Raw genomic sequence first — 23,781 nt, 5'->3', positions numbered from 1 at the left:
GTGAGAAAAATTCCCCGTGTGTTGTTGGCATCGATTGCCGTGAAGTGTGTGTTGGTGCTGCAACCGATCATCCGCAGTCAGGCTTATGCACTGTGGCGTCGTCCCAATGACCGGCATGAGATCACGTCCATCCTTGTTCTGGGTACCGCTCAATATGATGGCCGCCCGTCACGGCAGTTCGCTGCGCGTCTGCGTCATACCGCAACGTTGTGGCGCCAGAATGAGTCCCAGCGGGTCTATGCCGTGGGCGGTAAACTGCCCGGCGACCGTTTCACGGAGGCCGAGGTTGCCCGTGAATACCTGCTCAAGGAGGGGGTGGATCCGGATCTGATCTTCCTCCAACCCACGGGCAATGACACCCGCACCTCCTTCGACCCCCTTGATCCGGCAGAGGTGGGACGGGTGCTGGTGGTCACCGACCCCAACCACTCCTACCGGGCGGTGCGCATTGCGCGCCGCATGGGCTTTGACGCGTACCCTTCCCCGACACCGCACACACCGGCGACCTTTCCGTCGAAAAGCTTCTTCACCACGGTGGCACACGAATGGGGTGGGATAATGGTGCTTGATGTGTCGGCGGTGTTCGGCCAGCGTGCGGCCGATCCGCTGGAGGATGCGTTGCGGACGGTCCAGGCGTGGTTGCGGCCCTCGCGGCGTGCACGGCATGAGGAGCTACGGAGGTTGAGGAAATAGATGTACCCCTACGATGAGACGGATGCGCTGCGGCTGCACCGCGAGCCGCCCAAGGCCAGTGAACTGCGCCTGAGCGAGGCCGACTTCCGCAGCGACTTCTCGCGCGACCGGGCGCGCGTGCTCCACTCCGCTGCTTTACGACGACTAGCCGACAAAACTCAAGTGGTGGGTCCCCGCGATGGAGATACCCCACGGACCCGACTGACCCATTCCCTGGAGGTGGCGCAGATCGCCCGCGGCATGGGCAGCGGTCTGGGCCTGGACCCTGATCTCTCTGAGCTGGCTGGTCTGTGCCATGACATCGGTCATCCTCCCTACGGGCACAATGGTGAGGTGGCGCTCAATGAGGTCGCCGCTGACTGCGGAGGCTTCGAGGGTAATGCCCAGACCCTGCGCATCCTCACCCGCCTGGAACCCAAGGTGGTGTCGGAGGAGGGCACAAGCTTCGGACTCAACCTCACCCGTGCCGCACTGGACGCCGCCTGCAAATACCCCTGGACCAAAACCAATCAGGACGGATCCATCAACCGTAAATACGGAGCCTATGACGAGGACGCGGAGATCCTGGCCTGGATGCGTGAAGGCCATGAGGACGTCCGACCCAGCCTGGAAGCACAGGTGATGGATTTCTCTGATGACATCGCCTACTCCGTCCATGATGTGGAGGATGGCATTGTCTCCGGACGCATCGACCTGAGCGTGTTGTGGGATCTGGTGGAACTGGCAGCCCTGGCGGAGAAAGGCGCCCGCGCCTTCGGGGGAGACCCCGGAGAACTGATCGAGGGTGCCGCACAGCTGCGGGAACTGCCCGTGGTGGCGGCCGCCACGGATTTCACGGCCACACTGTCGTCCTACACGGCGCTGAAGGCAATGACCTCCGAACTGGTGGGTCGATATGTCGGTTCCACGATCGGTGCCACCCGGACTGCAGCCCTGGAGGGCGGCATCGATGTCGGAAGGATGCACGGTGATCTGGTCATCCAACCCGAGGCCGACCGAGAAGTGAAACTACTCAAAACCCTGGCGGTCCTCTACGTGATGGATGATCCAGGCCACCTGGCCAGACAAGACCGACAACGCGACCGTGTCTTCCGCGTATATGACTACCTCATGCTCGGCGCGCCGGGGTCCCTGGATCCGATGTACCGGCAGTGGTTTTTGGAAGCCGATGGAGATGCCGGACGGGCCCGGGTGGTGGTGGATCAGATTGCATCGATGACGGAATCACGTCTGGAGCGCATGGCCCGGAACGCAGCGGATATCTCGGGTTTCCTGGGGTGATGTACTGCTTGCCACACCGCTGAGAATCTTGGCAGGAAACTCTACGTTTCGCGTGGGGAAACACGAGATTCCTTTCAATCGACAGGTGTCGTTTGGGCAGATAGACACATGTTTCCGGTGGTCAGAAACATGAAGAAAATTTCTGCCCTTTTCAGGTGGTGCGAGAGATAAAACCTGATGTACAGTTTCGGGAATGTGTGGAATTGTCGGATACATTGGCCAAGCGGGTGACACCCGCAACTACTATGCGCTGGACGTAGTTCTCGAGGGACTCCGTCGGCTGGAATACCGCGGATATGACTCGGCAGGCGTGGCTGTCTACTCGGACGGGGAGATCAACTTCCGGAAGAAGGCAGGCAAGGTCGCTGCACTGGACGGCGAGATAGCCCGCGCTCCGCTGCCGCAGTCGATCCTCGGAATCGGCCACACCCGCTGGGCCACCCACGGTGGACCCACCGATGTCAACGCCCACCCGCACGTGGTGGCCGGTGGACAGCTGGCCGTGGTGCACAACGGCATCATCGAGAACTTCTCCGAACTCCGTGCCGAGCTGGTGTCCAAGGGCTATAACTTCGTCTCCTCCACTGATACTGAGGTGGCGGCCACCCTGCTGGGAGAGATCTACAAGACTGAGGGTAACGGTGACCTCACCCTGGCCATGCAGCTGACCGGTCAGCGCCTTGAAGGTGCGTTCACCCTCCTGGCCATCCACGCTGAGCACGGTGACCGGATCGTGGCCGCGCGCCGCAATTCACCACTGGTGATCGGCCTGGGCGAGGGGGAGAACTTCCTGGGCTCCGATGTCTCCGGTTTCATTGACTACACCCGCAACGCTGTGGAGATGGGCAATGACCAGATCGTCACCATCACCGCCGATTCCTATGAGATCACCAACTTCGACGGCACCCCGGCGGTAGGCAAGCCTTTCGCCGTGGAGTGGGACGCCGCCGCTGCAGAGAAGGGTGGATTCCACTCCTTCATGGACAAGGAGATCCACGACCAGCCCGCCGCCGTGCGCGATACCCTCTTGGGCCGCCTCGACGAGGAAGGCAAGCTGGTCCTGGATGAACTGCGTATCGATGAATCCGTACTGCGGTCCGCGGACAAGATCATCGTGGTTGCCTGCGGCACCGCGGCCTACGCAGGTCAGGTGGCACGTTATGCCATCGAACACTGGTGCCGTATCCCCACCGAGGTGGAACTGGCCCATGAGTTCCGCTACCGGGACCCCATTGTGAACGAGAAGACCCTGGTGGTGGCACTATCCCAGTCGGGTGAAACCATGGACACCCTCATGGCTGTACGTCATGCACGTGAACAGGGCGCCAAGGTCATCGCCATCTGCAATACCGTCGGTTCCACCCTGCCCCGCGAGGCGGATGCCTCCCTCTACACCTATGCCGGACCGGAGATCTCCGTGGCCTCCACCAAGGCGTTCCTGGCCCAGATCACCGCCTCCTACCTGCTCGGTCTCTACCTGGCGCAGCTTCGTGGCAACAAGTTCGCCGATGAGGTGAGTGTGATCCTGGATTCCCTGCGTGAGATGCCCGCAAAGATCCAAGAGGTGATCGACAACGAAGATCAGGTCAAGCAGCTCGGACAGGCCATGGTCGATGCCAAATCCGTTCTCTTCCTCGGACGCCACGTCGGTTACCCGGTGGCACTGGAAGGTGCACTGAAGCTCAAGGAGATCGCCTACCTGCACGCAGAGGGATTCGCAGCCGGTGAACTCAAGCATGGCCCCATCGCCCTGGTGGAAGACGGTCAGCCGGTCTTCGTGATCGTCCCATCCCCACGTGGCCGTGATTCACTCCACGCCAAGGTGGTCTCCAATATTCAGGAGGTCCGTGCACGTGGTGCCGTCACCATTGTCATCGCGGAGGAAGGCGATGAGGCTGTCAACGAGCACGCCAACTACATCATCCGCATTCCGCAGGCCCCGACCCTGATGCAGCCGTTGCTGGCCACCGTGCCACTGCAGATCTTCGCCTGCGCCGTGGCCACGGAGAAGGGCTATGACGTTGATCAGCCCCGCAACCTGGCCAAGTCGGTCACCGTGGAATAAGGCTTAAATCCCCAGAGGTACCTCACCCTGCGTGATTTAAGTCCCCGGGCAACCTCAGCGACACACCGAGATCCTCACAGATCCGGTGGAGCGTTGAGGTTGTTTTCTTCTCCACTGCCCAGGACCCGTGAACGGTGATTTTTTGTAGGTGGGTTTCCCGGATCAGATCGGCCAGCCCGTCGAAATTGGTGGGGGAGGGGCGTTCGAGACCCCAGGCCGCCCTGCCAATCAGACCGAAGAAATCCTGCCGGTCATGGAACGTGCCTCTGATCACGATGTCCATGGTCTAATTCTCCACGCTCTCAGCATCGGTGATCTCACAGAAGCTCTCATAGTGATCCTCGGTGAAATACCAGACCTCCGGGTCGGTGGCCTGGGTTCCGCCGGTGACGATACGCAGCGGCCCACGGTGATTCAGCCCTGGGGTTTCCACCGTGTACTCACGGTAGTAGTTGTTGGACTCATCGGGGAGGATGCCTTCATAGTTTCCGAAGCGCACCCCATCATTATCGGGGTAATCGAAGGGGCCTCCGGCCAGGATGTCCCCGATGACCAGATCGGCCTGGTTGGGCAGTTCCAGCGTGGTGCAGGTGGGCAGACCGCTGATGGTGTTCTGCCCGGGGCTGGCGGTGGTGGGTTCGGGTGCGGGCGTGCTGGTGTTCTGCCCGGGCAGGAAGGTGTTTGCCGTGGTGGGCATGCTGGTGGGAGTTGGTGTGTCAGCGGAGTCATCTCCGCTGATATCAAAGCCCATCCAGGCGGCGGCGAGGATCAGCCCGGCTCCGATGAATCCGGCTACAGTCTTGTTTCCACTTCTCAGCATGCGTTCCATCTTGGCATAGTCCTCGCATGGGAACGATGTCCGGATGAGGGGCTAGAGTGTTCACCATGGCTAAGGGACGCATACCGGAAAGCGATATCCAGGCAATCCGTGAACGAACCCCGATCGAGGAGATCGTGGGTGATTATGTGCAGCTTAAAACCGCTGGCGCAGACTCACTCAAGGGACTCAGCCCCTTCAAGGATGAGAAGACACCGTCGTTCCACGTTCGACCCAACCGTGGGTATTACCACTGCTTTTCCACCGGCAAAGGCGGTGATGTGTACTCCTTCCTCATGGAGATGGAGCACATCACCTTCCCCGAGGCGGTGGAGGTCTGCGCTGAGAAGATCGGCTTCCAGATCAACTATCAGGGTGGTGGCCCGGGGCGGCGTGAGGAACCGGGCACCAGGCAGCGTCTCATCGCGGCCAACAAGGCTGCCCACCAGTTCTACCGTGAACAGCTGGAAACCCCCGAAGCCCAGCCCGGCAGGGACTTCCTGCTGCAACGGGGGTTCAGCAAGGAACACATCTACCAGTTCGAATGCGGATACGCCCCGGCTGGTTGGGACACCCTGACCAAATATCTGCTGAAGAAGGGTTTTGAGTTCAAGGAACTGGAGGCCGCCGGCCTGACCAAGATGGGCCGGCGTGGTCCCATCGACCAGTTCCAGCGTCGTCTGTTGTGGCCGATTAAGAACCTCTCCGGCGATGTCATCGGGTTCGGCGCCCGGAAGCTTTTCGACGACGACAAGATGGGCAAGTACATGAACACGCCCGAAACGTTGTTGTACAAGAAGTCCAAGGTGCTGTTCGGTCTGGACACAGCCAAACGGGCCATCGCCCAGAGCCACCAGGCCGTGGTGGTGGAGGGATACACCGATGTCATGGCCATGCATGCCGCGGGCATTGAAACAGCCGTGGCATCCTGTGGCACCGCCTTCGGTGAGGAACACCTGCAGATGCTGCGTCGACTCATGCTCGATGACAACTATTTCCGCGGTGAGCTCATCTATACCTTTGACGGCGACGAGGCGGGACAGAAGGCCGCCATGCGTGCCTTTGAGGGAGACCAGAAATTCACCGGCCAGTCCTATGTGGCGGTCGCCCCGGAGGGCATGGACCCCTGCGATATGCGTTTGGAACGCGGTGACGCCGCGGTGCGTGACCTGGTCGCAAGCAGAGTGCCCATGTTCGAGTTCGTCATCCAGTCCATCATCGCCGACTACTCCCATGACACGGTGGAAGGCCGCCTGTCAGCTTTGCGTCGCGCGGTGCCCATCGTTGCGGAGATCCGTGACAAGACCCTGCAGTCCGAATACGCCCGTCTCCTCGCCGGCTGGGTGGGTTGGCCCGACCCGGCTGAAGTGCTGCGCCAGGTCCATGAGGAATCCCGGCGCCCCCGGCAGCAGAAGAAACAGATGCGGGCAACCCGCTTTGATACCCAGCAGCTGGAGGATCAGAGCCGTCGACCGAACATGACCATGCCCAATCCCCGCAACCCCGCGCTGTGGCAGGAGCGGGAATCCCTGAAGATCGCGCTCCAATATCCTGAACTGGCGGGTTCCTACTTTGATGGTCTGGCGGTGGACTGTTTCACCAACCCCGCCTACCGGCTGGTCCGTGATGCCATCGCCGCCGCGGGCGGTTGTGAGCAGGCCACGCCGGGAGTGGACTGGCTGCCCAGCGTGTCAGAGAACATGGCCGACATCCTGGGTACATCACTGGTATCAGAATTGGCGATGGAACCCATCGAGGTTGAAGCGCAAGACGTGGAATCCTACACCGATGGTGTGCTGTCCCGTCTACAGGAAACCCGCGTGGGCAACCAGATCGCGGTGCTGAAAAGCCAATTGCAACGCATGCGACCCTCCGATGATGAACAGGCCTACAACTCCCTGTTCTCTGATCTGGTGGCCCTGGAACAGGCCCGACGGGAACTGCTGGCCCGGGCGTTCAGAGGATAGCCGGAACCGAGGCTAGTCCTGGTCTGGCTCCAAGACGGTGTGACCATCCTGTGTGCGGAGGTTGCGCACTTCCTTCATCCGTGGCTCCGGGTCGAGCCTGTTGGCAATCGCCCGACGCGTGGCATTCACCGCTGACTTGGTCACCGGTGAATTGATGGCGGTCTCGTATCCCTTTTTGATCTGGTGGTATCGCTTACGCCCGGCCTTGGTGCCTAAGACGTAGCCAGCGGCAGCGCCGATCACAAGCTGGATCATGGGTGGATAACTCTCCCTAGAAGATATTTGAGGTGCATCGGAAGGAACACGGTACAGCCTACCTGTTCCGGGCTTCCTCAAAATTGATGGCGCGTGCCGCACTGATCAGGCCGATGTGGGAGAAGGCCTGTGGATAGTTCCCGGCCATCCGCTGATGTGAGGTGGAGTATTCCTCCGCCAGCAGACCGAGTGGACTCTGCACCGAGAGGATACGGGCCATCATTTCCTTGGCATCATCCAACCGCCCGGAAATAGCGTACTGCTCCACCAGCCAGAAGGAACAGATGATGAAGGGGTACTCATCGCCAGCCAGCCCATCGGAGCCGTCCGTGATGTAGCGGTGCAGGAAACCATAGTCATCCAGCAGCTCTTGCTCAATGCGGGCGACAGTGCTGAGCATCTTCGGGTCGGTGGCGGAGATGAAACCGATCTGGACCAGGTGCAGGAGTGAGGCATCCACCTGGGTGTTGTCATAACACTGGGTGAAGGACTGGATTTCCTCGTTGTAACCGTGTTCCATGATCTCAGCGCAGAGGCGGTCGCGGAGCTCCCGCCAGTGTTCGACCGGGCCATCCAGACCGTATTCTTCTACTGCCTTCACGCCGCGGTCGAAGGCCGCCCACATGGAGGCACGCCCGTGGGTGAAGTACTGGGGTTCCGAGCGCATCTCCCAGATTCCCTGGTCCTTGCGGTCGTAATTCTCCTCCTGGAACTGCAGCATGGCCTTCTGCATGCCCCAGGAGAACTCATCCTCCTTGCAGCCGGCGCGGCGCAGTGTCTCCAATGCCACCATCACTTCACCGACAACATCGGCCTGGTACTGCTCGGCGGCCCCGTTGCCCACCCGCACAGGCACCGAGTTTTCATACCCACGCAGGTGGGGTAGTTCCCGCTCTGGGAGGTGCCTCTCACCGCCGAGTCCGTACATGATGCGGAGGTTTTCCGGATCACCGGCGATGGCGCGCAACAGCCAGGTTCGCCACTGCAGCGCGGCACGTGAAAAGCCGTACTCCACCAGGGACTCAATGGTCAGGGCGGAATCACGCAACCACACAAACCGGTAATCCCAGTTGCGGACACCACCGAAATCCTCGGGGAGGGATGTCGTCGGTGCGGCCACGATGCCACCTGTTTTCAGATCCGTGAGGGCCCGTAGGACGAGCATGGAGCGGCGAACCTCGGCGTCGTAAAGCTTCTGTTGGGGCAGGTCTTCCACCCAGGAGGACCAGAACGCCAACGTGGCCTCAAGGGAACGTGAATAATCCGGCAGCGGCGGATGTTCATCGAAGGACGGTGACCACGTGAGCACCCATTCCAGGGTGTCGCCCTCTTTCATATGGAAGGTTCCAGCGTGGCAGTCCCTGGCAGGGCGGTGTGGCATTTTCGGGCCACGGACATAAACCGCGTTGGGGCCGGCGACCGCCTGGACCACACTCATGTCATCCAATTCCTCGGTCCGGAAATACGGTGTGGCCTCACCATAATCAAAACGCAGACGCAGTGTGGCCTCCACATCCACCTCACCTTCAATGCAGTGGATGGTGCGCACCAGGTCAGTGAGAGTATCACCGTGACCGTGGATAGGCATGAAATCCACCACGCGCGCCGTGCCGGTTTCGGAACGCCATACGGTCTGCACCACAAACGAATCACCCAGGTAGGCATGGCTGATCACTTCACCGTCCGCGACCCGCAGGCTCCAGTGGCCATGATCATGGTCTCCGAGGAGCCGGGTGAACACCGCCTGCGAATCAAACCTGGGTAGACACAGCCAGTCGATGCTGCCATTGCGTGACAGCAGGGCACCGGTGTGGGTGTCTGACAACAGCGTGTAGTCCTCCAGTGGGGTATCCAGCGGTACGGACTGTGCTGTGCTCGTGGTTTTTTCCATGCCTGCCAGGGTAGAGCGTGACGTGGGAAGTGACAATCATGGGGGCGCGGCACCGCATGGGTCAGGGCCGAGGGTTAGGGCCAAGTTGAGGGGGCTGCCTATGGTGCTGCTGTGACAGTGGTGCTGGCCTCGACGCCATGGTTGAGGGATGTTTTCACCGTGCACAGAATGCCGATGGACCTCTCTGCAGCTGCGATGAGTTTCTCCCTGCGTTCAATATCCAGTGAGGACATGTCCGCGGAAATCAGATTGGTGAGACTGGTGATGCGGTTCGTGTCCGCATCATGGGTGAAGTCCACGACAGAACTTACTTCTGCATTCTCACCCAGTTTGTTCACCAGTTGTGCCTCGGCGGACAGCGCCGCGCATCCGGCGAGTGCCGCCTGGAGTAATTCGACCGGGGAGAAGGCCCCGTCGGCGCCCTCCAGACCGATATCAACAGTGGCGCCACGGCCATTGTCCACGGTGTAAGTCCATGATCCGGTGCGGGTGGCGGTCAGCGAAAAAGTGGTGGAGGAGTCTGTGCTCATGGGCCCACGGTACGTGAGGGTAAAACTTGGAGTTCTATAAAGCTGTCCTGGGGTTTTCCAACGGCAGAAGCAACAGATCTCCCACTTTTACTCTCGGCCAGTCTGTGCGTCCGGAGAAACCGGGTCAACCCCAACCCCCTTTAAGCCCCAACCCCAGCGCCCAGCGCCCAACCCCAGCCGGACGACGAAAAAACCCACCGAGAAAACTCGGTGGGTTTCAATCTTGCTCCTCCAACTGGGCTCGAACCAGTGACCCTTCGATTAACAGTCGAATGCTCTGCCAACTGAGCTATGGAGGAATAAGTCTGTTGTTTCGGTAGCGGCTCTGTGCCACTCCCTTGCAACGAGAATTAACTATAGCCCGATGGCTTCAAAACACGCAAATCGTATGGTCAGGAGGTAAATCCGGTGCCATAAACCCAGTCCAAAGCGATTGCTGTGGAAACCGGTGAATCAGGGCGGGTGATGTCGGCGACGCGTATCCATTCCATTCGCACGGCATCGGGAGTGAGGGAGGCGATCGCATAACCATGGGCATCCAGATCCACGTGTCGGACGTGGGAGGCGTTGTGTCGGATGAAGTTTTCCAGGTTGAGGCTGACGGGGCTGTTCTCTGGGAGGTTGAGGAAGTCATCCACGTTGGGGGAGGAGATGGAACTGCACACCAGTTCAGCGGCGATGTGGCGACCATCGTGACGCAGGGTGCTGCCCCATTCGGAATGGATATCACCGGAGAGAAACAGTGTCGGCCGACCAGTGCCAGCCAGGACGGAGAGCAACCGGTCACGTTCACGGGAATATCCATCCCACTGATCCAGGTTGGCGGGCAGCGGGTCAGGCAGTTGGATCAGTGGCCCGCCGGTGACCTGCATGGGGGCGAACATGACGGAACTGCCGATAATGTTCCACCGCGCCGAGGAGGTTTCCACCTGGGTTTTCAACCAGGTGAATTGATCAGTGCCCATCATGGTGGTGCCGCGCATTCCGTTCAGCCACTCGTGATGTGTTGGTGGGGCATCCCGGAAACTGCGCAGATCCAGCATGGACAACTGGCCGAGGTCGCCGAAGGTGAATGAGCGGTAGAGAACGGAATCTGTGATGACACGGATGGGCATCCAGTCCAGGTAGGCCTGCAGTCCTGCCTGCCTGCGCTCACTCCAGGGGCCTTCGTGTGGCTGATGGTTCTGTGCACCGTCCCGCCAGGAGTCATTGGCGGTCTCGTGATCATCCCACATGACCACCCACGGCAGCGCGGCGTGCGCGGCCTGTAGATCCGGGTCGGACCGGTGGTGCCCGTAGCGCTGGCGGTACTGGGACAGCGTGATGATCTCCTCCGCTGGCTGCGTGGAGCGGATGACACCGTTTTTGCCCACGAACTGCCCCTGTCCGTATTCATAGATGTAATCCCCGAGGAACACCACCAGGTCCAGCTGTCCCGCGTCTGCGCGCCGGGCGATGTCACCGAAGGCGGCGAAGAACCCTGATTCCCAGTTCGAGCATGAGGCGACGGCGAAATTCAGGGAGGCGAGGGGGGCGTCATCAAGCGTCAACGTTGCGGTGGTGCCCACCGGCGAACGCGTGCCGTCTGGTGCGGTGAAGCGGTAGAAATAGCGGGTGGCGGGCTCAAGCCCGCCCGGGTCCACGTGCACGGTGTGATCACGGCCCGGCCCGGTGATCACACTGCCGGAGGCGACAACGGTGCTTATCGACGCATCCCTCGCAACCTCCCACCCGATCTCCACATCGCCCCCGATCCCACTTCCGGGGGTGGCCCCGGGGATCGGGGTCACCCGTGTCCAGAGGATGACCGAGGTGGGGGTGGGATCCCCGGATGCCACACCATGATGAAACCACGGTCCCTGTTGTCCCTGTTGTCCCTGTTGTCCGGCGCTGGCATCGCTGGTGTGAACCACTGTGGTGGCTGTGGTGGCTGTGATCGCGGTGGCCTGCAGGAAGCGACGGCGAGTGAGGGTTCTTCCGTGCATGGAGCAACCTTTTCAATGCAATGGGGAGATGTGTTTCACATGATAATGCGCCATGAAGCGGGGGTCGGCATGTTGGGGCGACGGGGGATGGGTATAATAAGCGCGTTGTCCAAAAGGCAACGGTGAGGGGCTATAGCTCAGTCGGTTAGAGCCACGGACTCATAATCCGTTGGTCGCGGGTTCGAGCCCCGCTGGCCCCACGTTTAATGATCGTCGCGTCTGGTGCGCGGCGATTCATTCATGTCTGGGGATGGTGTCCGAAGAGACGATAGTAACCCTATGGTTGAATTCTTAGACTCTGTGGGGAATGCATGTGCGCTGCATGATACGGTTTTTAAAGAATCCTTCTTCGTGCAGGGAGTTAGAGAAAACCTCCCTCGATGAGGGGCGAATATCAGAGGCGGCCGTCGACCATTGAACATCTTGATCATTTCGCATCACTGGTATCCCGAAAACGGCGTTCACCAACGCCGTTGGACATGGCTATCCAAGGTGCTTATTGATGCAGGACATCAGGTCACCGTGATCACGCCACCGCCCCATGGTCAACGGGCGGGATCAACCCGGGAAGGGTTGCGCTCCTTCAAACTTCTCAACGCCGAGGCGGAAACCGGGCAATCTGGGGAGTCGATCATCAGGACTCCGTATCTGCCCAGTAACAACTCACTGATCAGCAGGGGATTCAGCCAGGTTTTTGTGGCAGCGACCTCGTTGATCACCGCGCTGAAGCGCTCGCGTGGCAGAAATGGCCAGAAACCTGACCTGATCATAGGAACGGTTCCGGCTCTCCCCACATCGGTTATCACCTACCTGGTGGCCCTCTTCCAGCGCAGGCCCTACATCATCGACCTCCGAGACGCGTGGCCGGACCTCTTGGACCAGATCACCTCCTGGAATGAGGGGGTCAGTGAGACCAGTCGGTTGGAGAACCTCGTGCTCAAGGGACCGCTTAACCTCGGTGTCGGAATGATCAGAAGGATTGTGAACAACATCCTGCGGATGTCCTCCGGGATTGTCGTCACCGCAGAGAATCTTGAGCATCACCTCCGGGAGTCCACCGAGCTGTGGCGCAATAAACCCCCGGTGGACATCACCACCGTGCGCAATGTGTTTCCCGCGGAGACGGATTATCTGGCCACTGACAAAAGTTCCCGACCGGATAATGAACTGCGGGTGCTCTACGCCGGTACCCTCGGGCGGGCGCAGCATCTCCAGAATGCGATTGAGGCCGTCCGCATCGCGGAGGAAAAGGGTCTGACGGTTCATCTGCGCATGGTGGGGGCGGGCGCCACCAGGCAGGCACTGGTGAAGCATGCACGTGAGGTCGATGGTGCCATTGAGATCCTCAGCAGGAAACCCGCCGATGAACTCAATGCCGACTACGACTGGGCAGACACCGCTTTGGTTCACCTCACCCATTGGGAGCCACTGACCCGCGCTGTGCCCTCAAAGACCTATGAACTGATGGTCTCCCGGATACATATCAGTGCAGTCGTCTCAGGTGAGGCGGCGGAACTGGTGAGGCAGCAGGGCGCAGGCGATGTGGTGGACCCCGCCGACCCGGAAGGGTTGGCTGATCTGTGGATACAACTGGCTAAGAACCGTGACTGCCTGGCCATCAGTGGACGGGGATCTGACTGGGTCAGCCGCGAGCGGGAGACGATTGCTCCGCAGCGCCTCCTGAAGCTTGTTGATACAGCCGTGCAGGTGGGCAGGCACCCTTTCCGCAAGAAACGGACCGGTGGGAACTAGTATTCCCGGCGGCCGGTGAACCTCAGCAGAGACCCTCGCCGCTTAGTTGCTGATTAATGACTGATGCGGGTCTTGAGCTCTGCATACATCTCGGCGTAGCGCTGGCCGATGGCGTCCCAGGTGCGCTGCTCCAGGAAGTCTGTTGCATCGACCGGGGCGGCCCGGAGAGCCTTGTTCACCGCAAGGGCCAACGCCTCGGGATCATCAGCCTCTGCATAGACCCCCAGGTTTCCGGTCACTTCCCGCAGGGCAGGAAGATCTGAGGTCACCACTGGGATACCTAGCGCCAGTGCAGCCAATGGTTTGATCGGGGTGACTGTCCTACACACCGGGGTGTCCTTGCGCGGAACCACAAAGACATCCAGTGCGGCGTACCATTTCCAGGCATCGACCGCCGGGACACGTCCCGGGAATATGACGCGATTGATCACCCCGCAGTCCGCGGCAAGCTGTTTCAATGCGGGGAGTTCCGTTCCATCACCCACCAGGATCGCCGTCAGATCAGACAACTGCGCGAGGGACTCGATCAGGGTATCGAATCCCTCATAACCAACCATCGCGGAAACAGATCCCACCAGCGGGCCAGTGGGCAATCCGAGTTCCTCGCGGAGCGCGTCCCTGTCTGTGGATTTCCCGATGAGGTCAGAGTCCACGGCGTTGGGGATCACGGTGATCTTCTCCGGGTCCACCCCACGCTCGGCCAGTTGTTCTGCAGAGACACTGCTGAGAGCCACGACTGCATCTGCGCGCATGGCCAGTGCCGTTTCCTGCAAGCGTCGACCCTGGAACAGGGAACTATGGGCGGCCTGTTCCACATCGAGGGGAGTGGCAGGGTCGAAACGGCTCAACCATGTCAGTTCGGGTTCACCCCGGACCTCGTAGATCCAGGGGATGCCCAGTTCCCGTGCAGCATGCTCCGCGGCCAGAGCATTCTCGAAGGGGGTGGTGGTGTGGATGGCCCACGCATCGGTGCTGCGCGCGATTCGAATCAAGTCTGCGGCGGTGTGTCGAACCACGGAGAGGGAGGAATTCGGCATCACCCAGGGCAGAAGTCGGTGGTAGGCAATTCCCTCCACCAGTTCCTGCTGAGTGCGCGATAGTCGGCCCACGGTAACCGGATAACCCAGCCGTGTCACCGCCAGGGCCGAAACTCCTACGCTGCGCAAGGCGGTCAACACCCCGTGTGAGCGAAGGGAGTACCCCGAATTGGTGTGGGGCAGGGAATTGGTGAGGAGGTGGATCACAGGTCCGGTGTGCTCACCCGGGAACGTCGGAGTGTGATCGGGCCTATGGGATAGAAGGGAACGGAGATTACGGATCCGTGCTGTTTGTGGGGCCAGCTCCAACTGGCCGAGCCTCTCATGATCCGACACTGCCGGCATCCGCTTTATCATTGCTGCAAGCGGTGCCCCCAAGGGTGACTCCCGGAAACGCTGGGCCACCTTCTCCACAAAACTCCCGGGGTTCCGGAGGAGAAATCCGCCAGACCCGGTGATAAGTGTGGTCGCGGTTTTCAACAGGTGGGGGAACTCGAAGGGGGTCACATCTACACAGATTACATTTTCCGCACCGCAGGCGACATGTCGCACCGACGTCCAGGTTGAAGGTGTTGCTAGGGTCTAGGCCATGAAGAGCTTGCAGGCATTGGATTCATGGCCGGTGGATAACGTCGCTGGCAGCGTCATCGTGGACGGCGCTGTGACCACCCACGGCGATGTTGATGAGGTCTTCGAGATCATGAGCGTGACCAAACTGGTGACCGCCTACGCATTCCTTCTCGCAGTGGAGGAGGGGGTATTCGAACTGGACACACCCCTGGGCCCGGAGGGGGCGACGGTTCGACACCTGTTGGGGCATTCCTCGGGTCTGGCATTTGGTAGCCCCGTGGTGCAGCGTCCGGTGGAGGACCGACGCATCTACTCCTCGGCAGGTTTCGATGTGCTTGCTGATGCGGTGGCGGAAGAAGCCGGGATGCCCTTCGCGGAGTATCTGAAGGAAGCGGTGTTGGATCCGCTCGGCATGGATTCCACTGAGCTGCATGGTTCGGCGGGGCACGCGATGCGTTCCACCGTTGCGGACCTGACCCGGTTTGCGCAGGAATTGGTTGAGCCGACCCTGCTGTCACAACAGACACTGGATGAAGCATTCACGGTGCAGTATCCGGATCTAATCGGAACCGTCCCGGGATACGGAATGCAGAAACCATGCCCGTGGGGCCTGGGTTTTGAAATCAAAGGCACGAAGGATCCACACTGGACCGGCCCCGGGATGCCCGAGACCACCATCGGCCATTTCGGTTATTCCGGTACTTTCCTCTGGGTGGTTCCGGGTTCCGGGCGTGCCTGTGTGGTGTTGACGGATCGTTTCTTCGAGGACTGGGCCAAGCCGTTGTGGTCAGACTTCAACGATGCGCTCTGGGCGGAAATTCAAGCGTAGGGATTACTTGTATCCAGCTGCCATGGGGATGGGATCTGGCTGGCCGGGAGGGCCGCTCGGAGCCCAAAAAGCGTTCTGAGCTGGTCTCGGTTTGGTCGGATAACGGGGAGTCTAAAGTTAAGCTTTAGGTTTAATAATCGGGGGCTAAAGTGTTGGTTCAGGGTTGCCGGTGGGGCGGGAGTTAACCAGAATCGCCTGTAGCAAGTCGTTGAAGATGAATGACGCGCACACGAGGCCGTTGGGGAAGACGATCCTCGTCTTACAACACCCGGCTCTGGGGGAATCCATCCTGGAGAGTCGGGGGTTGTCAAGTGTTGCCGAAGGAATCCGACATGACGAACAACGCATTAACCGTGCCCACCCGGACCCGTCATCAGGCGGAACTGCTTTCGGCAGACTTCTGGGAGGACATGGGGCTACCCCAACTGAAGACCTCCGTCGCTGGTTCTTATGAAGACGTGGCAAAGCCTGCGCAGACCGCTGTTCTCACCATCAGTGGGATGCCCTGTGCGCTGCGCTCCACCGTGGAAGCAGCAATGGTTGTGTGTATTCCGAGTCCCTCCGAGCTTTTCGCCTCGGGGTCGGACCCGCTCACCGCACACTGGTTCACGGCCTGGCGTCGTGATCCTTTTCAGCTCGGCCTCGTCGAGTGTCGTGAGGTGATCACCGGAACACCACGCGAACTCTCTTATCTGAGGGAGATGCTGGTTAATCTGGCGGATGAACACAGGTTCGAGGTTGAGCTCCGCATCGTCGATTAGACGCATTCGGGTTACACCAGGGGGAATGGACTCAGTCCTGCGGCGCCTCCCTAGAGGAAGGGGGAGGCGTCGCAGGACTGTTGTCTTAATGAGTCACCTCTCGGATTCTGCTGAGCCGGTTGGATCCACGGTCAGGGGAAACGGCTTGGACCGGTGATGCTCAAGAAGCTCGTGACCATCGCGGCCGTGTACCACTGGCACACCCTGCCCGCCATTGGTGGTGATGGTGGACAACGCACCGGTGGTGCCATGGGACAACACGTGCTCCCCGGGGGAGAGTTCGCGGATGGCCACACCGGCGATCCGGTCCGGATGCTCAGCGACGGCCTCATCAAAGATCAGCGGGTCATGCTGCCCATCATCACCGACGAGAATCCACTTGATGTCCGGATAATCAATGAAGAGGTTACGCAGTTGGACCTTCTTGTGCTCCTGTCCTGAACGGAATAGCCCGGTGGGGGTGGGGCCCCAATCGGTGAGCAGCATCGGCCCGTCGGGGAGGTTATGCCTGGTCAGGAAGCCACGCAGTGTTTCGAAGGTGTTCCATGCCCCGGTGGAGAGGTAGAACACCGGCGCGTCCGGGTCATTTTTGAGCAGCTCGGCATAGAACTCAGCCATGCCGGGAACCGGTTGGCGGGTGTTGGTGTGGCGGATCCAGGAATTCCAGGCAGCCAACAGGGCGCGGGGAAGCCAGGTGACCATGACGGTGTCATCGATATCAGAGACCAGCCCCAGTCGCGCCGAAGGGGACACGATGAGCACCCGCGCCGTGGCTGGTTGTGCACCCTCGGCCTGCACCGTCACATCGTGCCAACCGGTAGCCAAACCGTGGTCCTCGATGAGCAGGTCAAGGTAACCGTTGGAATCGGTGTGGGTCTCCACGATGGTATCGCCGATACTCACACGCACGGGGTGTTCGGGGATCTGGATGGTGAAGAACTGGCGCCACCCGCGCTGTGCCTGTTTACCCAGGGACACCGGTGACTGGTATTCAGCCCCGGAGGGGATGCTCTCCGGTTTGTCCGGGTTGGTCATGAGCACCCTCGCGAGTACCCGGATCCGTCGGTCGGTTCCATAACCGGAGAAACCTGTCACCTCAGGGATCCACCCTTTGCCGGTGGACCATTTCATGGCGGCCCGGTTAGAGGCATTCTCGCCCTTGCGCACAATGTCTGATATCGCCATGTTCTAGACAGTAGACACCGCACCGCCGATGCGCAGGAAACAACACCGGCGGGGACAATAATTCATTCAGATATCAGCTCTCCTCGGAGAAACCGGTGGCCTTTTCTGCCGGATCATCCTCGAAGAAGGATCCGTCGCCGAAGGGGTCATCCCAGTTTTCGGCGATGTCGGCGATGGAATCAACCACCATGGTGGGGCGGAAGGGGTAGCGTTTGATTTCCGCCTCATCGGAGATCCCGCTCTTGACCAGAACCGTGCGCATGCCGGCTTCCAGGCCTGAGATCACATCGGTGTCCATGCGGTCGCCGATCATGACGGTGTGTTCCGAATGCGCGCCGATGGTGTTGAGCGCACTGCGCATCATCACGGGGTTGGGCTTGCCGATGAAGTAGGGTTCTGCGCCGGTGGCGGCGGTGATGAGGGCGGCAACCGAACCGGTGGCCGGCAGGATTCCGGTGGGGGAAGGGCCGGTGACATCCGGGTTGGTGCAGATGAAGCGGGCACCGCGCAGAATCAGGTTGATGGCGGTGGTGATCGCCTCGAAGGAATAGGTGCGGGTCTCACCCAGGACCACAAAATCAGGGTTGGAATCAGTGAGGATCCAGCCTGCTGTGTGGAGTGCGGTGGTGAGACCGGATTCACCCACCACGTAGGCGGTGCCCTCTTTCATCTGTGATTTCAGGAAGTGGGCGGTGGCGGTCGCGGAGGTCCAGATGCGCTCCGGTGGGATCTCCAGACCGGAGGAGCGCAGGCGTGCGGAGAGATCACGGGGTGTGAAGATCGAATTATTGGTCAACACCATGAACTCGATGTTGTTGTGGGTCAGCGCCTGCAGGAACCGGTCCGCACCGGGGATCATGTCGCCTTCCCTGATGAGGACGCCATCCATATCGGTGAGATAAGAGATATTCACAGTCATAAGACCATTGTGCTCCCAAAGCGGCGCATTGTCCGGAGGCTATGAAATATCTAACAGTGTCAGGCGGCGGGACGGTGGGTCTCCACGAAGGTGATCACATCACCGACAGTGGAAAACCCCTGGACATCGGCATCTTCGATGCGCACGCCGAAGGCGTCCTCCACCAGTACGACAGCCTCGATGAGGTTGAGGGAGCTGATGGCCAGATCATCACGCAGGCGCGAGTCGGTGGTGATGTCATCGCTGTCCACGCCACCTACATCGGACAAAATGGTGATCAGGGTGGTCAGCGTCTGTTGTGTACCGGACTGGGAGTCAGATACATCGGCATCATTCGGGGTGGGGTTCAGGCTCATATCACTTAAAGTTACCGACATGCCCGCATGTGAGCCAGTCAGCTCCCCTTGTACGCTGAAGGGCATGGCAATGGGTACCATCCGGTTACGGTCGTATGCACGAAGCACAGCTTTACGTCTGACACAGTCAGGCAGGCGTCGATTAGCGCTGCAACACGCCGCGCTGCACAGCCACACCCGGCGGCCCGGGTTGGTGCACGTTGACGTGGAAACCGTCGTCGAATCCGGCGGCATCCCGATCCAGACCTACGTGGTCGGCCCCCCGGCCGCAGAGGCCACCGTGGTGTTCATCCACGGCTTCACCCTCGCCGCCGAGGTGTTCTACATGCAGGTTGACTACCTGCGCGCGCACTTCCCGCACGTTAAAAGCCTGCTTATCGACGCCCGCGGCCACGGCCGCACCGGACGTGTTGCGCCGGAGTCCTGCACCATTGACGGCACCGCTGATGATGTCCTCGCAGCCATCACCACCCACGCGCCGGAGGGGCCACTCATCCTGGTGGGACATTCCCTCGGGGGCTTGACTGCTCTCAACCTGGTCAAACGTGCTGATCCCGAGCTGCGTGAGCGGATCGCCGGTGTTATTCTCGCCGCCACCTCCATCGAATCACTCTCCGCACAGGGACTGCCACAGATCCTGGCCTCTCCGATCGCTGAGAAGGTCCGGGATGTCACCGAGGCCTCACCCGATGATGCCGAGGCATTCCGGCACTATGCCTCCCAGTTCATCGCCCCGGCCCTGTCCACCGCGGTGTTCAAACGCCCCATCAATGATCAGGTGGTGGAGTTCCATGCCGCCATGATCCATGAGACGCCTCTGGATACCTTCGTCGGGTTCTTCGATGACCTGCAGGACCATGATGAGCTGGATGCCGCCGAAGCCATGTCAGGTATCCACGGCTATGTCCTCGCCGGGGAGAATGATGATGTCACACCGCTCAGTCAGTCCGAGCGGATCTGCGAGTTATGGCCGGAGGCCAGGTGCCAGATCGCGGAAGGGGCGGGGCATATGCTGCCGCTGGAGGCCCCTGGCATCCTCAACAACACCATCCACAATCTTCTCCGCAACGTGCTGGAAGGCTGAAGCTTTTACTTGCCGAAGACCTGCTCCCAGAATCCCAGGGGCTCATTCGGGCTCTTGGTGATCACCTTGAGCGTGGAGGCACGAGACACCCCGGTGAGGATCACCCGGGGAGCGCCCGGGATCGGATTGGTGGTGTCCACATGGAACTCCGACCAGTTCTTGCTGGCGATCTGGACATCCACGTGCACACCCGGTGGGACCACGATGGTGGCCGCCGACATGTTCATGGAGATGTCAATGGTCACCACCGGTGCCGAGGCTGTGGCCCTGCGCAGATCCAGGTGCAGATCCGAACCATTGAGCTTGTAGGAGGAATATCCGGGGACGACCCATTCACCGGTTTTCTTGATGCTGCTCATGGTGGATTGCTCCACGTCCTGGTGGGGTACCGCGGTGTACTGATGGGGGTGTCCCAGGTGCTGCCCCATCGGGATCCCATCAGGAGCATGGGGATGGGGCGGCTGGTTGGGGTGCCCATACTGGTAGTTCTGATGATGCTGCGCCGGAGGTTGCTGCGGCGGCTGCTGGTAGTGCTGGGGGAGGGGCTGCGGGGGAACCGGGGAACCCTGCTGTTGAACGGGCGGCCCACCGAAGTAGCGGGCACGGATCTGCATCAGATCAGTGTTATTGTCCGTTGACCATACGATATCCACCAGATCCTGGTAGGTGGTCAGATCCAGGCGACCCTGCCCGACGAGTCGGGTGAGTTCAGCCTGGAGGAATTCGCGGTCAGAGTCACTGGGCTTTCTTGATGGCACGTTCATGGTGGATACCACTCTAGCGTCGCGCTACTTTCCGTGCCGTCTATTTATCGCAGTCTCTTCGGCGGCCTCTTCATGCTGTCCACGCTCACGTTTAACTGCGGTGCTCACCTGGGGCACCCACACACCCCTCGGATTTACCCATATGACCTACGGGGACAGTAAGTTCAAAGGTGAGAATCATCTCACACTGGTGTTTCTTGAGTCATAGTCATAAAACACCCCTCGGGCCCTTAGAAAAATTTATTAGGAGATGTGCCATGTTCTCTTCCCGTTCGAAGATCTTCGCCGGCATCATGACCGTCGGCGCGCTCGCCCTGGCGTCCTGCGCCGACGAGTCGGATGACACCACCGCCACCTCCGAGGGTGGGGAGTCCTACACCATCGGCATCAACCAGCTGGTGCAGCACCCTGCGCTCGACGCAGCCACCGACGGCTTCAAGCAGGCTTTTGACGACGCGGGTGTGGATGTCACCTTTGAGGAGCAGAACGCCAACGGTGAGCAGGGAACCGCCCTGACCATCGCCCAGCAGTTCGCCTCCGATGATCTGGATCTTGTGCTCGCAGTGGCCACCCCGGCCGCACAGGCGACCGCCCAGAACATCACCGATATCCCGGTTCTCTTCACCGCGGTCACCGATGCGGAATCCGCTGAACTCGTCGATTCCAATGAAAGCCCGGGCGGAAACGTCACCGGCACGTCCGATGTGGCGCCGATCGATGAGCAGCTGGAGCTCCTCCAGCAGCTGGTGCCAGGTGTCCAGAACATTGGCATCGTCTACGCCTCCGGTGAGGTCAACTCCCAGGTACAGGTGGATGCTGTCGAAGAGGCTGCGGGCCCCCTTGGCATCGAGGTCTCGACCCAGACCGTCACCACCGTCAATGAGATCCAGCAGGCCGTGGACGCACTGGGCGATGTGGATGCCATCTACGTCCCGACCGACAACATGGTGGTCTCCGGAATCGCCTCCCTCGTCCAGATCGCAGAGCAGAACCAGATCCCCGTGATCGCCGCTGAATCCGGCACCGTCGAAGGCGGAGCGGTTGCCACCCTCGGTATCGATTACACCGAGCTCGGTCGCCAGACCGGTGAGATGGCACTGCGTATCCTCCAGGATGGTGCTGATCCAGCAACCATGTCTGTGGAGACCGCCACCGAATTCACCTACGTGATCAACGAGGACGCCGCTGAGCGCCAGGGTGTGGAAATCCCCCAGGAGGTCCTGGACAAGGCTGAGCGCGTATGATCGGCGCCCTTGAAGTCGGACTCATCTACGGTGTGATGGCACTGGGGGTCTACCTCACCTTCCGTGTTCTCAACTTCGCCGACCTCACCGTCGACGGCAGCTTCACCACCGGTGCGGCAACCGCGGCGATGGCGATCATGGCCGGATGGCATCCCGTCCCGGCCACGCTTGCCGGATTTGTCACCGGCTTCATCGCGGGCCTGATCACCGGTCTGCTGCACACCAAGGGCAAGATCGATGGACTGCTCGCCGGTATTCTCACCATGATCGCCCTGTGGTCCATCAACCTGCGCATCATGGACGGTGCCAATGTGCCCCTGCTCCGGCAGGACACCATCTTCACCCCGCTGCGTGACGCCGGATTGTTGGGCACCTGGGCTGGTCCGGGAATCCTCCTGGTCGCCGTGGTGCTGCTCGGTGCCGTGGTGGTGTGGTTCCTCAACACCGACCTCGGTCTGTCACTGCGTGCCACCGGAGACAATGGTCCCATGGTGCAGTCCTTCGGTGTGTCCACCGACTTCACCAAAACGTTCACCATCGCCCTGTCCAATGGTTTTGTGGGCATGTGCGGTGCGCTGGTGGGGCAGTACCAGGGCTTCGCCGATATCTCCATGGGCATCGGCCTGATCCTCGTTGGTCTGGCCTCTGTCATCCTCGGCCAGGCGCTGCTGGGTCAGCGTCGGGTGTGGATGGCCATCATCGCCGTGATCATCGGTGCGGTCCTCTACCGCCTGATCATTTTCGCGGCGCTGCGCGTTGGTCTTGATCCCAATGACATGAAGGCGATCACGGCACTGTTGGTGATCATCGCGCTGCTCCTGCCACGCTGGAAGGGAATGACCTCCAGATTCCGGAGGTCCCCCGCGATCCCAGCGGCAGCGGTGGCCACTGAGAAACCCACAGAGCCCCTGACTGTTGGAAAGGACGGTTGATTCATCCATGTTGACCATATCCACCATCAGCAAGACCTTCTTCCCGGGCACCGTCAATGAACGCAAAGCGCTCACTGATCTCAGCCTGGAGATGAGGGAGGGTGATTTTGTCACCGTCATTGGCTCCAATGGCGCGGGAAAGTCGACGTTGCTCAACGCGGTTTCAGGTCGTCTCTTCATGGATTCCGGCACCATCACCATCGCCGGGACCACCGTGAACAGGATGTCCGAGCATAAGCGTGCCCGCTTCGTGGGCCGGGTGTTTCAGGACCCACTGGCGGGAACCGCCCCCAACCTCAGCATTGAGGAAAACCTGTCCCTCGCGCTGCTGCGCGGCAAGAACCGCGGACTCGGTTCCGCGCTGACCTCCAAGCGACGCGAGCTGTATAAACAGGAACTGGCCAAGTTGGAGCTCGGCCTGGAGAACCGCCTCACCGCCAAGGTGGGTCTGCTCTCCGGTGGGCAGCGCCAGGCGCTGTCCCTGCTCATGGCTGGGTACACCCAGCCCAAAATCATGCTTCTCGACGAACACACCGCCGCCCTGGATCCCCAGCGTGCGGAGCTGGTCACCACCCTGACCCAGAAGATCGTCGCCGAAGGTGGGTTGACCACCCTCATGGTCACCCACAACATGGAACAGGCCATCCGCCTGGGTAATCGGCTGATCATGATGCACGAAGGACGCATCGTGTATGAAGCTGATCAGGAGACCAAGAGCAAACTCACCGTGCGTGATCTGCTCCAGGAGTTCGCCAACATCAAGGGAGCCACGCTCTCGGACAAGTCGATGCTGGGATAACCAAACCCTCACCTGAAAACCCAGAAAACCCAACCGGAGCGAGATGCGCCGGTTGGGTTTTCTGG

Annotated in this window: 22 protein-coding genes and 2 tRNA genes; 12 read left to right on the top strand and 12 right to left on the bottom strand. The window is 60.5% G+C overall.

Annotation, left to right across the window (positions count from 1 at the left end):
* Positions 1 to 90 precede the first annotated feature (90 nt).
* The 3 genes from CFAEC_RS09770 (at position 91) to glmS (ending at position 4,039) form a co-directional block, all read left to right on the top strand.
* Positions 91 to 693, top strand: coding sequence for a YdcF family protein (locus tag CFAEC_RS09770; protein WP_353960129.1), 603 nt, complete (start codon positions 91 to 93; stop codon positions 691 to 693).
* Complete coding sequence (locus tag CFAEC_RS09765; protein ID WP_290276409.1) at positions 694 to 1,974, top strand: deoxyguanosinetriphosphate triphosphohydrolase; 1,281 nt, start codon at positions 694 to 696, stop codon at positions 1,972 to 1,974.
* A gap of 193 nt (positions 1,975 to 2,167) precedes the next feature.
* Complete coding sequence (glmS, locus tag CFAEC_RS09760; RefSeq protein ID WP_290276407.1) at positions 2,168 to 4,039, top strand: glutamine--fructose-6-phosphate transaminase (isomerizing); 1,872 nt, start codon at positions 2,168 to 2,170, stop codon at positions 4,037 to 4,039.
* Between the two features lie 22 nt (positions 4,040 to 4,061).
* Here the strand turns inward: glmS and CFAEC_RS09755 are convergent, their stop codons facing one another.
* Entirely contained in the window at positions 4,062 to 4,322 is a 261-nt protein-coding gene (locus CFAEC_RS09755; RefSeq protein ID WP_290276405.1) for a hypothetical protein, read from the bottom strand.
* Positions 4,323 to 4,325: 3 nt separating this feature from the next.
* Positions 4,326 to 4,859, bottom strand: coding sequence for a guanyl-specific ribonuclease (locus tag CFAEC_RS09750; RefSeq protein WP_290276403.1), 534 nt, complete (start codon positions 4,857 to 4,859; stop codon positions 4,326 to 4,328).
* A 65-nt stretch (positions 4,860 to 4,924) separates the two neighbouring features.
* On the opposite strand from CFAEC_RS09750, the gene dnaG reads away from it, so the two are divergent.
* Positions 4,925 to 6,823 (top strand): DNA primase, encoded by a 1,899-nt coding sequence (gene dnaG, locus CFAEC_RS09745; protein WP_290276400.1) that lies wholly within the window; start codon positions 4,925 to 4,927, stop codon positions 6,821 to 6,823.
* 12 nt (positions 6,824 to 6,835) lie between these two features.
* On the opposite strand, the gene CFAEC_RS09740 is transcribed toward dnaG, so the two are convergent.
* The 5 genes from CFAEC_RS09740 to CFAEC_RS09720 all read right to left on the bottom strand — a co-directional run bounded on the left by CFAEC_RS09740 (position 6,836) and on the right by CFAEC_RS09720 (position 11,484).
* Positions 6,836 to 7,078, bottom strand: a complete 243-nt coding sequence (locus CFAEC_RS09740; RefSeq protein WP_290276398.1) for a hypothetical protein — start codon at positions 7,076 to 7,078, stop codon at positions 6,836 to 6,838.
* 58 nt (positions 7,079 to 7,136) lie between these two features.
* Positions 7,137 to 8,969, bottom strand: a complete 1,833-nt coding sequence (locus tag CFAEC_RS09735) for a glycoside hydrolase family 15 protein (RefSeq protein WP_290276396.1) — start codon at positions 8,967 to 8,969, stop codon at positions 7,137 to 7,139.
* A 98-nt stretch (positions 8,970 to 9,067) separates the two neighbouring features.
* Positions 9,068 to 9,499 carry an OsmC family protein gene (locus CFAEC_RS09730; RefSeq protein ID WP_290276395.1) on the bottom strand — a complete coding sequence of 144 codons (432 nt, stop codon included), beginning with the start codon at positions 9,497 to 9,499 and terminating at the stop codon, positions 9,068 to 9,070.
* 226 nt (positions 9,500 to 9,725) lie between these two features.
* A tRNA-Asn gene (locus CFAEC_RS09725) sits at positions 9,726 to 9,798 on the bottom strand.
* A gap of 93 nt (positions 9,799 to 9,891) precedes the next feature.
* Positions 9,892 to 11,484, bottom strand: coding sequence for an alkaline phosphatase D family protein (locus CFAEC_RS09720; protein WP_290276394.1), 1,593 nt, complete (start codon positions 11,482 to 11,484; stop codon positions 9,892 to 9,894).
* Between the two features lie 126 nt (positions 11,485 to 11,610).
* Here CFAEC_RS09720 and CFAEC_RS09715 point away from each other — a divergent pair.
* Positions 11,611 to 11,684, top strand: a tRNA-Ile gene (locus tag CFAEC_RS09715).
* 223 nt (positions 11,685 to 11,907) lie between these two features.
* On the top strand, positions 11,908 to 13,236 hold the full coding sequence (locus tag CFAEC_RS09710) for a glycosyltransferase family 4 protein (RefSeq protein ID WP_290276392.1): 1,329 nt from the start codon (positions 11,908 to 11,910) through the stop codon (positions 13,234 to 13,236).
* Between the two features lie 53 nt (positions 13,237 to 13,289).
* On the opposite strand, the gene CFAEC_RS09705 is transcribed toward CFAEC_RS09710, so the two are convergent.
* Positions 13,290 to 14,618 carry a glycosyltransferase family 4 protein gene (locus CFAEC_RS09705; protein WP_290276390.1) on the bottom strand — a complete coding sequence of 443 codons (1,329 nt, stop codon included), beginning with the start codon at positions 14,616 to 14,618 and terminating at the stop codon, positions 13,290 to 13,292.
* A 244-nt stretch (positions 14,619 to 14,862) separates the two neighbouring features.
* Between CFAEC_RS09705 and CFAEC_RS09700 the strand changes: the two genes are divergently transcribed.
* Entirely contained in the window at positions 14,863 to 15,672 is an 810-nt protein-coding gene (locus CFAEC_RS09700) for a serine hydrolase domain-containing protein (RefSeq protein WP_290276388.1), read from the top strand.
* 332 nt (positions 15,673 to 16,004) lie between these two features.
* The gene (locus tag CFAEC_RS09695) at positions 16,005 to 16,433 is read left to right on the top strand and encodes a hypothetical protein (protein ID WP_290276387.1); all 429 of its coding nucleotides are present in this window, start codon (positions 16,005 to 16,007) and stop codon (positions 16,431 to 16,433) included.
* 93 nt (positions 16,434 to 16,526) lie between these two features.
* Here CFAEC_RS09695 and CFAEC_RS09690 read toward each other — a convergent pair whose 3' ends face one another.
* From CFAEC_RS09690 to CFAEC_RS09680, 3 genes are all read right to left on the bottom strand, one after another.
* Positions 16,527 to 17,618 carry an App1 family protein phosphatidate phosphatase gene (locus tag CFAEC_RS09690; RefSeq protein WP_290276385.1) on the bottom strand — a complete coding sequence of 364 codons (1,092 nt, stop codon included), beginning with the start codon at positions 17,616 to 17,618 and terminating at the stop codon, positions 16,527 to 16,529.
* A gap of 73 nt (positions 17,619 to 17,691) precedes the next feature.
* Complete coding sequence (locus CFAEC_RS09685; RefSeq protein ID WP_290276383.1) at positions 17,692 to 18,537, bottom strand: HAD-IIA family hydrolase; 846 nt, start codon at positions 18,535 to 18,537, stop codon at positions 17,692 to 17,694.
* A gap of 59 nt (positions 18,538 to 18,596) precedes the next feature.
* A complete protein-coding gene (locus CFAEC_RS09680) occupies positions 18,597 to 18,893 on the bottom strand; it encodes an acyl carrier protein (RefSeq protein ID WP_290276381.1) in 297 nt (98 codons plus the stop codon).
* 118 nt (positions 18,894 to 19,011) lie between these two features.
* Between CFAEC_RS09680 and CFAEC_RS09675 the strand changes: the two genes are divergently transcribed.
* The gene (locus tag CFAEC_RS09675; RefSeq protein ID WP_353960128.1) at positions 19,012 to 19,977 is read left to right on the top strand and encodes an alpha/beta fold hydrolase; all 966 of its coding nucleotides are present in this window, start codon (positions 19,012 to 19,014) and stop codon (positions 19,975 to 19,977) included.
* Positions 19,978 to 19,982: 5 nt separating this feature from the next.
* On the opposite strand, the gene CFAEC_RS09670 is transcribed toward CFAEC_RS09675, so the two are convergent.
* A complete protein-coding gene (locus CFAEC_RS09670; RefSeq protein WP_290276378.1) occupies positions 19,983 to 20,741 on the bottom strand; it encodes a DUF1707 domain-containing protein in 759 nt (252 codons plus the stop codon).
* A gap of 257 nt (positions 20,742 to 20,998) precedes the next feature.
* Between CFAEC_RS09670 and CFAEC_RS09665 the strand changes: the two genes are divergently transcribed.
* The 3 genes from CFAEC_RS09665 to CFAEC_RS09655 are packed head-to-tail and all read left to right on the top strand — an operon-like array spanning position 20,999 to position 23,716.
* Positions 20,999 to 21,985: an ABC transporter substrate-binding protein gene (locus tag CFAEC_RS09665; RefSeq protein WP_290276376.1), complete on the top strand. Its 987-nt coding sequence runs from the start codon at positions 20,999 to 21,001 to the stop codon at positions 21,983 to 21,985.
* Positions 21,982 to 22,917, top strand: coding sequence for an ABC transporter permease (locus CFAEC_RS09660; RefSeq protein WP_290276374.1), 936 nt, complete (start codon positions 21,982 to 21,984; stop codon positions 22,915 to 22,917). The genes CFAEC_RS09665 and CFAEC_RS09660 overlap by 4 nt, the downstream gene beginning before the upstream one ends.
* Before the next feature lie 7 nt (positions 22,918 to 22,924).
* Positions 22,925 to 23,716 carry an ABC transporter ATP-binding protein gene (locus CFAEC_RS09655; protein ID WP_290276372.1) on the top strand — a complete coding sequence of 264 codons (792 nt, stop codon included), beginning with the start codon at positions 22,925 to 22,927 and terminating at the stop codon, positions 23,714 to 23,716.
* Positions 23,717 to 23,781 lie beyond the last annotated feature (65 nt).

The organism is Corynebacterium faecale (assembly GCF_030408735.1).
Lineage (GTDB): Bacteria > Actinomycetota > Actinomycetes > Mycobacteriales > Mycobacteriaceae > Corynebacterium > Corynebacterium faecale.
This window is presented reverse-complemented; position numbering and strand designations above follow the sequence as displayed.